Raw genomic sequence first — 13,505 nt, forward strand, 5'->3', positions numbered from 1 at the left:
CGGAAATCTCGCGGTCATCGTGCACCCGCGAGACTGGCGCACCATCATGATCACCCGCAGCCAATCACCAAGATCCCCGACAGAGTCAAGCTCAGCTCCGGCGCACCCTGGGGCGGGCGGGCGGGGTCTGTTCGGTGCCGCGCAGGGCGCCGGTGCGGGCGCGCTCCAGCCAGGTCATGACCTGGCGCAGGGTGGTGGGGTCGAGGTGGCGGGTGAGGTCGTGGACGGCCTGGTGGTCGTCGTCGGTCAGTGTGTAGAGGCCGGCTCGTTCCAGGGCGGTGTAGAGGGGTTGGGCGGCGGGGCCGGCCAGGGCCCCGTGGGCGGCGTCGGCGGCCTGGTCGGTCTGGTGGGCGGCCTCGCGGGCGCGGTCGGCGATGTCCTGGCGGTGCTGCTCGGTGGCCAGGGCCCGCCGTAGGGAGAGGTCGTGCTCCGGGTCGTAGACCTTGGGCAGGGTGGTGGCGGCCTCGCCGCGTACGCGCTGCCACTCCTCGACGGCCGCAGCGGCTCGGAGTTCGGCGGTCTCGTCGCCGGCGTCGGCGTGCCGGTCGGCGATCCGCAGGTCGTCCTGGGCGGCGGCCAGGGCCCGGTCGATCTCGGGCACGGTCATCCCGGCCGCCCGGCGACGGATGCGGGCGGGGGCGGCGTCGAGCAGGTCGTACTCCCGGCCTCCGGTCCCTGCGCGTTCCCCGTCCCCGGCATCGTCCTGGTCGGCTCCGGCGGGGTGCCGGGCGAGGGCGGTGCGCAGCGTGTCCTTGGCCTGTTGTGCGTCGGTGTGCAGGACGGGTTCGCGCCGGCCGTCGTGGTCGGTGGTGACGACGAGTCGGCCGTCGATCAGGGCGGCCCAGCCGTTCAGGCCGCAGGCGTTCTTCTCGATCCAGGCGCGGGCGAGGCCGGTGCCATGGTGGAGGGTGCGGATGTCGTCGCGGTCGGTCCAGCGCAGCCAGATCGCGCCGTCCGCCTGCGAGGAGTCGTCGAGGACCGCGCGGCCCAGGCCGGTCTGGCGGTCGGGCATCGGCCGGCTGCGCTGGGGGAAGAGCTCCAGCCGCACGGGGGCGGCGGGGGCGGGGCGGGCGGGGTCGGTCAACGCGGGTCTCCTGGTGGCCGGGACGGCGGGCTGTGTGGTTCAACGGCGGCCGCCACCGGGTGGTATCGGCCCAGGGTGTGTCGGGGTCGGCACCGACCGTAGCGGGCTGCTGGCGTCCTTCTCCACCTGGCGCGGGCGAGGCCGGCGCCTGGGTGGGGGTGCGGATGTCGTCACGGTCGGTCCGGCGTGGCCGGGTCTCGCCGTCCACCGGGCGACGGTCACCGCGGTGAGGGCGAGCAGGCCCCGGCGGAGCGGTCCCGGGCCAGGGCCCGTCCGGTCGGCGGGGCCTGGGCCGGGGCGGTTCCAGGACGGCTGTCAGCGCCCTGGGAACGGCCCCCGGACAGCGCCCGCCTCGGCACCACCACCGTCCTGGCCCACCCCGCGGACGAGCCGCGGACGGGATGACGCCGCCGGAGATCGACCGGGCGGTGGAAAAGGCACTGGAGCAGCTCCAGCACGTCCGGGGCCTGGCGCTGGAGGACCCGAACGTCGACCATTCGGTGCTCACCTCCGAGGCGGACCACCGGGAGTGGCTGCGGATCGCCGAGCGGGTGCGGGCGGCCGGGCTCGCCGTCTACGACCCGCACACCGACCCGGACGCCGTGGAGCACCCGCCGCTGGTCCGGTTCCGGGAGCCCTTGACCCGTCTCACCGAACTTTGACGGCGTCTCAGCGGAGTTTGACCGGTGCCGCCATCACGCGGCTCGGCCTGGGCCTGCTAGAGGATTTGGCGCCACCAGGACCGTGCGACAGGAGGCGTCGGGGCCTCGGGGGTGACGGGGCCGGTCCGGCCCTCGATCAGGGTGTCCCACTCGATCAGAGCGCCGGGGAACCAGGTGACCGGCTTGGTGTCACCACGCGCGTTGGCCCAGGCGGCGACCCGTACGGCGTCCTCCCGTCTGGGCGGCAGGCCGCGTGCGTCCGTGCCCACGCCGAGCTCGCGCAGGCCGTCGTCGTACAGGTCGTTGCAGAGCCAGCTGTGGAGCAGCCCGTGGTCGTAGCCGAGCACCTCCCAGCCGAGCTCGCGCCCGTCCTCGGCTGCCTCCCCGACGGGCAGACCGGCCCGGCGGTCGAGGTGCGCCAGCAGCACCGGCTCATCCGTACCGGCCGTGAGGATGTCAGCGGCGAAGCCGTCGACATGGTCGGAGGGCACCAGCAGGGCGTACAGGCGGGCCCCCGTCGGCACCAGGAGGGACCCGCAGGCCTCCAACGCCTCCGACGCGCTGGCGAACCAGCACCCGTACTCCGGAAGCCGGTCGACCAGGCAGCCGGACGCCGTGGTCAACCCCGCCACCCTGGGCAGGCCCGAGCCGTTCAACGACTCGGGAACCGCGACGAAGTAGCCAGCCAGCAGCTTCTCACCTGGTATGTCAGCGTCGGGAGGAAGACTCTCGATCATGCCCGCACCGTACCTGACCTGCGACATCAAACTCCGATGAGACGAATCCCAGGCGGTCAAACTCCGATGAGACTCGTCAAACTTCGACGAGACGGGTCAGCCCTGACGAAGGCCGTCGGCCGGTTGTCCCAGCCTTGTCCCAGGTCCGGATGCAGAACAGCGTGACCTGGGGTTTTCGGGTAGGACCGTCCCAGCGAATCGGGTATACCGGGCGTTCTGGGACAGGGGTGTCGCAGCCTTGTCCCAGGCCGACGGCGGCGCGACGGCGCCCGCCGGTGATGGCCCGGATTGTGCGTCTCGGGTCCGGCGGGCACCGGCAGCAGCGTAGCGGGCGCGGCCCGCCGGCCCGGCTCTACGGGTGCGGCGGGCCTTCGGGGACGACGGCTGCGATCCGTACGGTCGGTGGCCAGGGCGGGACGGGGGCGTAGGCGTGCACGACGTTGAGACCGGGCCGGCCTTCGGCCCGGTCGCCCTCGATCCGGGTGGAGTACAGCTCGACCTGCTGACCGCCCTCGGTGACGGTGCGGATCGGGCGGCCGAGCCGCGGCCGGTGTGCGAGTTCGGCGCGCAGCGTCTCCAGGCCCTTGGTGGCGCCGAGCTCCTTGACGCGCCGGGCGGCGCGGTCGGTGACCACGGCGACTGCCGGGTCCGGCTGCTGGTGCTGGTCGGTCACTCGGCGCCCTACCGCGCCAGCAGGTCGGCGACGGCCTGGTCGACGGCGTCGGACGTCTCCGGGTCGGCGGCGAGCAGCACGCGGCCGCGGTAGGCGGCGACGATCTCGGCGACCGCGACCAGGTCCACGACGGCGGGGACCTGGTCGACCTGGTCGACCTGGTCGAGCCGGTCGACCGGCACCCGGCGTAGTGGCTGCTCGGCGAGTTCGGTGTCCAGGCGCTCGGCGTCGCCGGGGTAGCCGTAGCCGGCCCGCAGCGCGGCTCGCAGTTGTGGCTGCGCTGGCCGGCGGCCCGGTGGTGCCACTATCTGAAACCACCGCCGGAGCGAGCTACGGAGTGATAGAGGTGATGAAAACGTCGTAGAAGTCGATGGTCGCGGCGTCGTCGCTGACGTGACCGTTGTTCCTGACGACGATGTCGAGGAAGTGGCTCGTCGCAGGTCCAGGAAAGTCGATCTGACTCCGCGTGGCCATCTGTATCACCTCGGCAAACACGGTCCTTCCCGAGCCTGAGCCTGCCTGGACAGTGGCCGTGATCGCGGCGCCGCCGAGACGATCATCCGGGCCTACCGAGAAAAAGACCGTCCCGTCGGGCGGGATGGACTGTTGTTCTGGGTGGACCGAAAAGCATGTGACGTTGGCCATGATCATTCCCTGTGCTGTAGTCGGAATCTGCTCGCTGACCTGGAGCCACGCGGGCGCCACGCCCAGCTCCAGGATCGGGTCATAGCCAGGCAGGTGCCACTCGACGTAGTGGCTGCTGCTCACGCTCACGGTCCGCCGCCGCCTCGCTGCCCTGTCGGTCCCCACGGTCGTAGCTCTACGAGGCGATGGGGCCGTTCTTCTTCTCCGGGTGTGCGGACGGGACGTAGCGGGTGGCGGCGAGGTTGGAAAGGCCGAGAAGCGGGGCGCGGTCGGCGCCGAGCTGTACTCCCACTCGTACTGGGGCGATGCCGAGAACCGGCACAAGGCTGAAATGAAGCTCAAGCAGGCCGCCCGCCCGGACACCACTCAGGAGCCGGCGGCCTGACCGCCGGTCGGCCCTCTCCCGTATGCGCTTACTCCCCGGCCGGACGACGGTGAAGGGGGGTCGCGCGAGCACGTCGGGAGGCATCGGTGGCAGATGACGTCGGGACCGAAGAACGGGACGAGGAGCACCGTCGGCCGCCGGGGGTGGACGACGTACGACGAGACCTACTACAAGGCGTTCACCGCCGTGGAAGAACAGGTCCGCCGAGACCTTGCCGCCGGCCGTCGGCACCTGGCCGAGGCCGAAATGCAGCAGGCCGCCCGAGCCCGCCGCCGCAGGCACACCGCCCCGTAGACCCGCGCCTTCCGTCCGAGCGTCCAGGAACGGAGCGCAGCCCGGCCGGGTCCCGGGGAGCAGGGGGGTGTTCCGCGGGGCCCGGCCGGTGGGAGGCCAGGCCTGGGCTTTTTCGGCCGCGAACATGCCATCCCGCCGACCGGGCCCTACACCCAGCAGGCCCCCACGCCCAGGAACGGGCGTCGGGGCCTGTTGGGTGTAGGGCCCGCGACTCCGTGCGCACTGGTTCCAGCGGAAACACCGGAATCCGGGCTCGATGCGCAGTCGTCCGGTCGGCCGGGGATACGCAATCCCTCGGGGCGCCGTGGTCTGACGATGGACCGCCTTCGGCATCGACGCTGGTCACGAGATCCATTGCGCACGCAGGCCCAGAATTGCGCATCGAGTGCGCATCCGGCGCGACCGTTGCGCATGGAGACGCGGAACCTGCATTGGGTGCCTGGTGTCAGGCGCCGAGGCCGATGTGGGAAACGTACTGGTAGGCGCCGTAGTCGCTGTCGAGGTCGGCGATGACGTCATCCCAGATCTCTTCGAGCTTGTCGGCGTCGCCGGTGGTGAGGGCGTCGACGGCGTCGTCCCAGACGTAGCGGACCTGGACGGTGCGTACCCGGATGTCGCGGCGGCGGGGCTCGTCCACCAGGGTCTGGTCGATGGGGTGGATCTCCACCCGGGTGCCGCGGCCGTCGCGGTTGAGGTGCGCCTTGAGGATGGCGGGGTTGTTCAGGACGTTGGCGGCGCGCAGGTTCCAGTAGGCGGTGTCGATGGCGTCCTGGTTGGCGGGGCGGGGGTGCTGCTTGCCGCGGGTCCAGGCGCGCAGGGTGTCGGGGTGGGCGGTGATGCCGGCGTCGGCGAGGGCCTGGTGGCCGCCCTTGTGGGACATGAGGTAGCGCATGCGGGCGGTCAGGCCCCGGCGGGTGGACGGCGGGGACTTGATGCCGCCGTCGATGATCATGCGCTCCACGGCGTCCTCCAGGGCGCGGCCGAGGGCGATTTTCCCGTGGACGTTCCCGCGGTCGCGGTCGGCGCCGTAGCGGCCGAAGTTCTTCCAGCCGTCGGTCGACATCAGGCGCTCCGGTTCCGGGTGCGGGGCAGGGTGTACTGGTCCTTGAGTTTCAGCTGTGTCGTCAGGCGGCCCTCTTCGAAAACACCACCTGCGCCCTTTCGCCATTCGCCGCCGGTGACATGGAGTTCGTCGGTGCCGCGCAGCGCGACGATCGTCAGTCCGGCCTTGTGGGCGCGCTGGGACTTGTACCAGAGATTCGCGAAGGCCTGGGAGCGGATGATGTGCATCCAGTCGGGGCGGCGCAGGTCGCGGTTGTAGGCGGATTCGCCGATGGTGGAGGCGAATTTCGCGTAGATGGCCTTGATGTACTTTTCGGTGACGGTGTCGCCGTCGCGGATGGCGTTCTCGCGGGCGATGGTGAGGACGCGGCGGAACTTCTCCAGCAGGCCCTCGGTGGCTCCGGAGGTCCAGGCCTCGGTGATGTGCGGGGCGTCGGTGAGGCCGAGCTTGTGGCAGCGGATCAGCAGGCGCACGGTGGCCTCGTCCAGGAGCACGGGCCCGGCTTCGTGGCGGTTGCCGATCGGGTCGGGCAGGTGCGGGTGTTTCCAGGCGGGACGCTTGGGCAGCAGGTAGACGCCGGAGCGTTTCGGGTCCCAGCCGCCGTCCGGGCGGTGCTGCAGGGCGCCGATCGGCAGGTGCGTCTTGAGGGCGGAGCAGTAGGCGGCGTTGGTGTCCAGGACGTCCACCGCCACCGGGTCGGCGCCGGCCTTGAGGGCGGCCATCAGCGGGCCGTTCTCCCACTTGTGGCGGCCCTCCCAGATATCGTCGGCGCCGTTCCGGGACTTCTTGGAGAGGAATTCCAGGCGTTCCGGGTAAACGGTGTGCTCGTACACCGCGCCCACACGGGTCTTGTCGAAGAGGTCCATTCCGTTCGGAATGGCCTTCTTCTCCAGCGCCGCGCCCGCCGCCTCGGTGTCCCCGTCGTGCTCCTCCAGGGCCTCCTCGACCGCCATCGTGATCATGTCGAGGTAGAAGCCCAACTCCCGACCGGTACCGGCGTACTCACGGCTGCGGGCCGTCGGGCCCGAACGGGGAGCAGCGGACGGCGCGGCGGACGACGCCGAGGCCGGGGCCGTGGGCACGGCGTCGGCGAGGGTGGCCGGGACGGCGACGGCCTGGTCCACGCCGGCGGTCGGGGTGCCGGGGACGGCGGTGGAGTGCGGCTGCTGGACGGTGGCTTGGTCGGGCAGGGCCGCCGGAGTCGCGGGGCCGGAGGCCGGGATGGCCCCGGGGGCGCACCAGCCGCCGAGGTGGAGCGGGCGGCCGCCGATCCGGTAGGCCACCGGCCGGCCGCACCGCTCGCACGGTGCAGGGGGGTGGAGGGCGGGGGCGCCGTCCGGGCCCCGGTCGTAGTCCGTCGTGACCCCGGCCGGGACGGGGGCGGGGGCAGCGACCGAAGCGACCGAGGTGGCCGGAACAGCGGTGGGGGGCGCCTGGGTGGGCGGGGTGGGGACGGCGATTGGCGCCGGCGGCACGTCGGCGGCCAGGGTGGGCGCGAAGGTGGTCGGCGCTGACGGGGGCGGGGCGGCGGTGCCGGGGGGCCAGGTGAGGGACTGGGCGGCGTGGGTGGGCCCGGCGAGCAGGTCGAGTGGTCCCATGCCCCAGTGGCGGGCAAGGGCGTCGACCTCGTCCAGGGACCAGGGCTGGGCGCCGGACTGACGGCGGCTGACCTTGTCCTGGGTCAGCCCGAGTGCGGCGGCCAGCTCGCGCTGGTTCTCCCCCGTGCGCTGTCGCAGCGCGGCGACGGTGAGCCGCAGAGTCTCCAACGTACTGAGCGTCATGCAAGCATTCTATCCATGCTTAATGGAATTTTTCCATTAAGCATGGATGGGGTCGCCGGGTCGGGTGGTTGGGTGGGCGGCTCATTGACGCTTGGCGATACGGCGGGCCTCACCAGTGCCTGCGGGTGAGGTTTCCGCAGGAGATGTCAGCGGGGGCTGCCCTGATGGTCGATGGCTCTCGGGGCGGGGCGCCTTGGGTTTCGGCGCTCCACTCATGCGCCCTTGAGGCGGTGCCATGCCCTGTGGAGCAGGGCGCTGCCGGAGCAGGCGAGCGGGTCGGTCAGTACGGTGTCGATGATGTGCGCGGTGAGCTGGGCGTAGGTGCGGAAGTTCCCTCGGGCGCCCTGGCCGCCGGTTCGCGCGAGTTCGCGTGGCGGTATCCGTGCCCACAGGGAGTGGAACGCCGGGAGGACGGCCAGGGCCTGGGCCGGCGTCAGCGGGGGGATGTGGCGGCGGGCCAGGACGCGGGAGGCCAGTTCCGGGACGCGTCGTACGGCCTCGGTGCCGACTGTTCCGGCCAGGACCAGGGTGGTTGGGGCATCGAGGTCCTGGACCAGGCGGCGGCACAGGCACCCCAGGCATGGTGCCGGCAGGCGCTGCGCGTCGTCGAGGACCAGCAGGTGCGGTGTCCGCAGGGCCGCCTCGCCGGTGTTGTCCTACAGCAGCGATCGAGTCGTGCATCCCCATGGGCAGGTCCTGTGAGCCATGTCCGGAGCCTCTGGGCGCCTTCAGATGTCGTCATGGTCCGGCGGGGACATGCTGGGGACTGTCGGACTGCTCCTCCTGGACAGGAACTGCGGCGGCATCATTGCGGGCCCCGCCCCAGCGCTTCTCGGTCTCCCTGTGAATGTGCCAGATGTCGTCCTCGGTGAGGAGGACGGAGACGACACCGGGAAAAGCTTCCTCGAAATAGATATAGGGCTTCCGGTTGTCGATGCGCGGGGAGTGGTAGTCGAGTTGGTCCTGCATGCCGTGCTGGCGCGTGACCGGTGTCGCGGGGTGGTAGGTGAGTATGTTCGGGCTGGCCAGATCGATCAGCTTGTCGTCGATGAGACGGCCCACTTCGTGGATGGTCTCGTCGATACTTTCCCGTGTCTCACCGTCGAGGCCGAAAAGAACGGAGGTTCCCAGTTGCAGGCCCTGCGCCTTGACGAGGGCCGCGGCTTCCCTGACCTTTTCCCTCCAGGGCTTCCGTTCGTCCCGGCGGATATTCTTGTGAATGTTGTTCATGACTTGCGTCGACATGCTCTCGATGCCGATGTAGATGTAGCTGCATCCGGCGTCCTTCATCTTTCGCAGGATTTTTGACGATTCTTCGGCCGAATGCAGCGCGACGAGGGTGTCGACGGTCAGCTGAGCACCCCACTGGAGGTCGCGCAGCCGCTGGACATCGTCGTCCTCGCGAACGAATCTGCGGTACCGCGGTTCGAGTGAGCCGCTCTCGTCCCGGCGGATCCGGCTGAGCTCCTCGCAGAAGTTCTCGATGTCCCGGTACCGACCGCTCCAGAAGACGGAGTCGTCGAAGAAGAGCGACTCGGCGCCGTAGCCGACGTATTCACAGACCCGCTCCGCCGCCGCACCTGTCGCATCGTTCTTGAACCGCTTGAGCCCGGTGCCGAGTTGCGACGACTCGGAGCAGAAGTTACATCGGTACGGACAGGCGTTGGAGACCATGAAGTGCGCGGTGCGCATCACCTCCCCCGTCCCGGGGCGAGTGAAGATGGGGAATCGGGATCGGATCGCGAATGCCTCGTACGGCGAGGGTAAGGACGCGAGGTCGATCGTTCGGCCGCGGAGCGGAACGGCATCGAAGGTCTCCCCCGCCGCCAGGACGACGACCGACGTGCCGGGCACGGGACCCTCTTCGGCGAGCAGCCCCTGCAGGCACGGCAGGACCTGGTCACGGTCCACCCAGCGCCGGTCGAGATCGGTGGCAAGGGCGAGGGCCCGCATGAGCAGGTCCACGGCGAAGTAGGCCTCGCCGCCGACGACGGCGTCGACCACTTGGGGAGCCTTGCCCTCCTGGATGACTGTCACCGTGCTGCTGGGTTCGCACACGAGGGCCCGGCCGTCGGGGGTGCAGGTGACGGTCTCGTCCACATGACGGCCTCCGAGGATGACGAAGGCATCCGGGACCTCGCGCTTGACCAGCCTCGCGATGTCGAGCGCGTAGCGGTGCGCGGGTGACACGGAGCTGATGAGCACGACCCTGGGCCGGACCTCGCGCAGCAGCCGCAGCCATCTCGTGCGCGCCGCGTCGTCCCAGACCCGGGGGTCGAACACCGTCTGGTCGGTGTTGGGTGACGTGCCGTAGGCCCGGTACCCGTCGTCACTGGCGGAGAGCCGGTACTCCTTGGACGGGAACCGGGTCCACTCGGGCGCGAGGTCGCTGTAGTGCACGGCGTCCTCCAGCGGGCCGGCGTCCGCCACAGCACGGTGCACGGCAGCGCTCAGCGCCGTGTAGAGACACATCGGGTCGCCCGGATAGGTGATTTCACCCTCGGATTGGGTCATGACGGGCGCCAGTACCGACAGCACAGGGAAATAGCGGGTGTCCGTTCTCGCACTCGCCAGGTCGTCCAACAGCCGGCGCCTGCGCGTCAGACGCCGTTCCCGGAACGCGTCCGGATCGGACACTTCCCCCGGGCGGTGCATCTGAATGCCACCGCGCCCCGAATCTATCTTCTGAATAGCGTGCGTGGCCATCGGTCCTCCGGATTCTGGTTCTTCCAGGATCTTGTCCCCGAACACGGGCATCAATGACGCGATTACTCCGGCGGGCCATCGATGGACATTTCCGTCCTTCTGTTCTCCCGAAAACACACATCCCGATCCGTCACGGATTGGGACATTCTCAAAGCCTGGCCGCGTTTTTCTTGTGGCGGTCCAGCAGCTCTTCGATCGAGGGCCCGCCCGGAACGACCTCGAACTCACCCGCGATCTTACTCGACCCTACTGGGTCGTGTCTTCAAAATTTCATGTCCTCGGTCATTTACGTGCGCGCCGGCCAAGGATTTCGACCGGGGTTTTCCGCGAACGCGAACCGGCCGACCGAGCCGGGCGGTTCCGGGCCCGCGTCGAAGAACTCACAGGCGGCCGCGGGCGGGCAACCCGGGCGGTACGACGGCGATGCGGGTGGGAGACCGGCGGGACGGGCCGTGGTGCGACGAGGACTTCGCGGGCTGGTACCCGCGGGACGGACGCCCGGGCATCCGGCCCGCACGGCCGGCCACCGCCGGTGTGCCGCGGTTCCTGCCCGGTCCGTCAGACCGAGCAGGCGTCGGAGTTCCCCGCCCCGGGCGGAGCGGCCGTGGCCTGAAGATACGCGGCCAGGCTCTGCAGCGTCGGATGGCGGTGCAGAGCCACCAACGTCAGCTCGGGCACCTGCGCCATGCTGCGCATGGCCGTCATCGAGTCGCCGCCCAGGGCGAAGAAGTCGTCGTCACGCCGGATCGCATCGATGCCCAGAACGTCCTGCCATGCCGCGGCGATCCGCTTCTCCCACGGCCCGCTGGGCTCGGCACCCACGGGCACGGTGCCGCCACGGCGCTCCTCGTGCGGCGAGGGGGCCGTGGGAAGCGACTTGCGGTCCAGCTTCCCGTTGGGGCTCAGCGGCATGGCCGGCAGCACGAGCACAGTGCCGGGAACCATGTGCGCCGGGAGGCTGGCCGCGAGGGTCCTGCGGATGTCCTCCGGGTCCAGGACCTCACCGTCGCGCGGCACGGCATACCCGACCAGGACCGGGACGCCGACGGCATCGGGCTGTGCGGTCACCGCCGCTTCTTTGACCTGAGGATGGTCGCGGAGTACGGACTCGATCTCGGTCAGCTCCACCCGCAGCCCGTGAATCTTCACCTGGAGGTCGGTCCGGCCGATCAGTTCGATCAGTCCGTCGGCACCGAACCTCGCCAGGTCGCCGGTGCGATACAGCCGCTCGTCGGCCACCGTGCCGTACGTCCACTCGACGAACCGCTCGGCGGTGAAGGCGGGCTGGTCCAGGTAGCCGAGCGCGAGGCCGACGCCGGCGAGGTACAACTCGCCTGTCACACCCGGCGGAACGGGTTGAAGCGACTCGTCCAGGATGTAGGTGCGCTGATTGGCCATCGGGCGCCCGTACGGAATGCTCCTCCAGGTGGGGTCGGTGGCCTCGACCTCGAATATCGTCGAATAGATCGAGGCCTCGGTGGCCCCGCCGAGGGAGATGAACCTGGCATCGGGCGCGGCTCCGCGGGCGCGTCCGGGCAGCTTCAGCGGGATCCAGTCTCCGGCGACCATGATCAGCCGCAGTGCGTTCACCGGTGAGGGCCCGTCACCCCCGCCGCGCTCGACATGATCGAGTACCAGTTCCAGCAGCGCCGGTGCGGTGTTCCACACCGTGACGCCGTGGTCCGCCGCCAGTTCGGCCCAGTGCGCCGGATCCTTGGCCCGGCCGGGCGCGGGAAGGACGAGCGTGCCGCCTGCCGCCGTCATCCCGAGGAATTCGTAGACCGACATGTCGAAACTCGGGGACGACAGGCCGAGGACACTGTCGCCGATGCCCACGGCGAAGCGGGAGTTGAGATCCTCGACGTTGTTCGTCACGCCCCGGTGGCGCAGCGCGATCGGCTTCGGCTTTCCGGTGGAACCGGACGTGTGGATCACGTAGCAGAGGTTGTCCGGCCCGGCCTGGGGCTTCGGATCGTGATCGGGCCGGGCGGACAGGGCGGCGGTCTCGCGGTCCAACAACACCAGGAGTTCCTGCCGTACGGAGTCCTCCCCGGTCAGAGCGGCAGCGAGCTCGCTGTGGCTGATCAGGGCCACGCAGGAAGCACCGGTGATCATGGTGGACACCCTGGCCTGCGGATAGCCGGGGTCGAGTGGCACATAGGCCCCGCCGGCCTTGAGTACCGCGAGCATCGAGATCAGCAGATCGGGCGAGTGCTCGAGGTAGAGGCCGACGCGGTCGTCGGGGCCGACGCCCAGGTCCCTCAGATGATGTGCCAGCCGGTTCGCCGCGACGTTGATCTCCTGGAACGTCAGCCGGGTCGCTCCTTGGATCACGGCGACGGCCTCCGGGGACCGCGCGGCCCGCTCCTCGAACGCCTCGTGCAGACAGCTCTCCTCGCGGGGCAGCTGGACAGCGGTGTCGTTCCATTCCACGAGGATCCGGTGCACCTCGGGCCCGGTGAGAAGCACGAGATCCGCCAGCGCCCGGTCCGGCCGGTTCGCGCCGTCCTCGAGCAGGTTCTGGAAGTGGGCGAGCAGCCGGTCGCCGGTCGCCGTGTCGAAGAGTCGCTCGTCGAAGTGGAGAGCGGCCGGCCGGGACGCCGCCCCGGCCCCGGGCAGCACGAACTCGACCTCGTACGGCCGATCGCCCTCGCCGGCCCGATCCGCACCGAAACGTACGCCGATGCGCGCGGGCTCCTTCCCGGGGGCCGCCGCGGCACCGGCCGCACCGGTCAGTCCGCGGAGCGTGCTCTCCCCGGTGACGGAGAAGCGGAGCAGCGAGTCCTCACCTCCTTCGCGGCGCACGTGGAACTCGACCTGGTTCTGGCCGGAATACCGGTACACCAGCGCGGCGAAGCCGGCGAGCAGCACACTCTCCGGGGCGGTCGCGCAGGACGCCGCCACATCCCTGACGGCGCCGGCGTAAAGACCGGGAATGTCTCGGCGTACTACCCCCGTGCAACGGGGCGCGTCGACGCCACGCGGCCGGTCCGCAGGGATTTGGGCAGCATGGGAGGGCAATTCCTGTCTCCTGTCACAGATTCTCGACATCGCAGATGTAATTCGACTGTGAATATCGGATGGGCGCATGTGCGCACCGACTGCCGGGCCAGGAGGCTCCAAGCTTTGCGAGCGACCAGCCTCAGCGTCCAATCCGGGCTGAGGAAGGCGCTGTTGGCGACAGTATCGGCGGGTCGCGAACGCCGCAATGTGGCCGACGTCACACGTTCGCGGTCGAAGGCTGGCGCATAACCTTGTGTGCTCCCCCCCGTAGGGCAACCATGACGTACTCGGGGAACTCCCGTGTAGACCAACAGGGTTATGGGGATGCGACTGGAGGGCCGGGGGGCCGCAGGAGGTCTGCCGGGCGATCGGTTTCCTGTCGCGGGCTTTCCGTACCGGCCTCCTCTCCGTCGTGCGGCACCGCACCGGCATTGGTCCGCACAACGCTGTGCCATCGAACCAACACGGAACA

The 13,505-nt window shown here is 70.2% G+C and carries 12 protein-coding genes; 3 read left to right on the forward strand and 9 right to left on the reverse strand.

Annotated elements, in window-relative coordinates:
* Nucleotides 1-91 precede the first annotated feature (91 nt).
* A complete protein-coding gene (locus tag ACFVUY_RS39775; protein WP_387736912.1) occupies nucleotides 92-1,084 on the reverse strand; it encodes a hypothetical protein in 993 nt (330 codons plus the stop codon).
* A 401-nt stretch (nucleotides 1,085-1,485) separates the two neighbouring features.
* Between ACFVUY_RS39775 and ACFVUY_RS39780 the strand changes: the two genes are divergently transcribed.
* On the forward strand, nucleotides 1,486-1,746 hold the full coding sequence (locus tag ACFVUY_RS39780) for a hypothetical protein (protein WP_387736913.1): 261 nt from the start codon (nucleotides 1,486-1,488) through the stop codon (nucleotides 1,744-1,746).
* A gap of 56 nt (nucleotides 1,747-1,802) precedes the next feature.
* Here ACFVUY_RS39780 and ACFVUY_RS39785 read toward each other — a convergent pair whose 3' ends face one another.
* The 4 genes from ACFVUY_RS39785 to ACFVUY_RS39800 all read right to left on the reverse strand — a co-directional run bounded on the left by ACFVUY_RS39785 (nucleotide 1,803) and on the right by ACFVUY_RS39800 (nucleotide 3,924).
* Complete coding sequence (locus tag ACFVUY_RS39785) at nucleotides 1,803-2,483, reverse strand: hypothetical protein (RefSeq protein WP_387736914.1); 681 nt, start codon at nucleotides 2,481-2,483, stop codon at nucleotides 1,803-1,805.
* 352 nt (nucleotides 2,484-2,835) lie between these two features.
* Entirely contained in the window at nucleotides 2,836-3,156 is a 321-nt protein-coding gene (locus tag ACFVUY_RS39790; protein ID WP_387736915.1) for a hypothetical protein, read from the reverse strand.
* 8 nt (nucleotides 3,157-3,164) lie between these two features.
* Nucleotides 3,165-3,461 carry a hypothetical protein gene (locus tag ACFVUY_RS39795; RefSeq protein ID WP_387736916.1) on the reverse strand — a complete coding sequence of 99 codons (297 nt, stop codon included), beginning with the start codon at nucleotides 3,459-3,461 and terminating at the stop codon, nucleotides 3,165-3,167.
* A 25-nt stretch (nucleotides 3,462-3,486) separates the two neighbouring features.
* Nucleotides 3,487-3,924 carry a hypothetical protein gene (locus ACFVUY_RS39800; RefSeq protein WP_387736917.1) on the reverse strand — a complete coding sequence of 146 codons (438 nt, stop codon included), beginning with the start codon at nucleotides 3,922-3,924 and terminating at the stop codon, nucleotides 3,487-3,489.
* A gap of 85 nt (nucleotides 3,925-4,009) precedes the next feature.
* Here ACFVUY_RS39800 and ACFVUY_RS39805 point away from each other — a divergent pair, with 85 nt between their 5' ends.
* Nucleotides 4,010-4,186, forward strand: a complete 177-nt coding sequence (locus ACFVUY_RS39805; protein WP_387736918.1) for a hypothetical protein — start codon at nucleotides 4,010-4,012, stop codon at nucleotides 4,184-4,186.
* A 93-nt stretch (nucleotides 4,187-4,279) separates the two neighbouring features.
* Nucleotides 4,280-4,480: a hypothetical protein gene (locus ACFVUY_RS39810; RefSeq protein ID WP_387736919.1), complete on the forward strand. Its 201-nt coding sequence runs from the start codon at nucleotides 4,280-4,282 to the stop codon at nucleotides 4,478-4,480.
* A 445-nt stretch (nucleotides 4,481-4,925) separates the two neighbouring features.
* On the opposite strand, the gene ACFVUY_RS39815 is transcribed toward ACFVUY_RS39810, so the two are convergent.
* The 4 genes from ACFVUY_RS39815 to ACFVUY_RS39830 form a co-directional block, all read right to left on the reverse strand.
* Entirely contained in the window at nucleotides 4,926-5,543 is a 618-nt protein-coding gene (locus tag ACFVUY_RS39815; RefSeq protein WP_387736920.1) for a hypothetical protein, read from the reverse strand.
* Nucleotides 5,543-7,324 carry an acyltransferase gene (locus ACFVUY_RS39820; RefSeq protein ID WP_387736921.1) on the reverse strand — a complete coding sequence of 594 codons (1,782 nt, stop codon included), beginning with the start codon at nucleotides 7,322-7,324 and terminating at the stop codon, nucleotides 5,543-5,545. The genes ACFVUY_RS39815 and ACFVUY_RS39820 overlap by 1 nt, the downstream gene beginning before the upstream one ends.
* Nucleotides 7,325-8,062: 738 nt before the next feature.
* Complete coding sequence (locus ACFVUY_RS39825; RefSeq protein WP_387736922.1) at nucleotides 8,063-10,030, reverse strand: B12-binding domain-containing radical SAM protein; 1,968 nt, start codon at nucleotides 10,028-10,030, stop codon at nucleotides 8,063-8,065.
* A gap of 558 nt (nucleotides 10,031-10,588) precedes the next feature.
* Nucleotides 10,589-13,120 (reverse strand): amino acid adenylation domain-containing protein, encoded by a 2,532-nt coding sequence (locus tag ACFVUY_RS39830; RefSeq protein ID WP_387736923.1) that lies wholly within the window; start codon nucleotides 13,118-13,120, stop codon nucleotides 10,589-10,591.
* Nucleotides 13,121-13,505 lie beyond the last annotated feature (385 nt).

The organism is Kitasatospora sp. NPDC058063, from assembly GCF_042885395.1.
In the GTDB taxonomy this organism is placed as follows: Bacteria; Actinomycetota; Actinomycetes; order Streptomycetales; family Streptomycetaceae; genus Kitasatospora; species Kitasatospora lactacystinica.

What these genes read in the sequence shown, in the direction of transcription:
- ACFVUY_RS39820 (WP_387736921.1), bottom strand. Translation starts at nt 7,324, where the DNA reads ATGACGCTCAGTACGTTGGAGACTCTGCGGCTCACCGTCGCCGCGCTG.
- ACFVUY_RS39830 (WP_387736923.1), bottom strand. Translation starts at nt 13,120, where the DNA reads ATGCGCCCATCCGATATTCACAGTCGAATTACATCTGCGATGTCGAGA.
- ACFVUY_RS39825 (WP_387736922.1), bottom strand. Translation starts at nt 10,030, where the DNA reads ATGGCCACGCACGCTATTCAGAAGATAGATTCGGGGCGCGGTGGCATT.
- ACFVUY_RS39810 (WP_387736919.1), top strand. Translation starts at nt 4,280, where the DNA reads ATGACGTCGGGACCGAAGAACGGGACGAGGAGCACCGTCGGCCGCCGG.
- ACFVUY_RS39785 (WP_387736914.1), bottom strand. Translation starts at nt 2,483, where the DNA reads ATGATCGAGAGTCTTCCTCCCGACGCTGACATACCAGGTGAGAAGCTG.
- ACFVUY_RS39780 (WP_387736913.1), top strand. Translation starts at nt 1,486, where the DNA reads ATGACGCCGCCGGAGATCGACCGGGCGGTGGAAAAGGCACTGGAGCAG.
- ACFVUY_RS39815 (WP_387736920.1), bottom strand. Translation starts at nt 5,543, where the DNA reads ATGTCGACCGACGGCTGGAAGAACTTCGGCCGCTACGGCGCCGACCGC.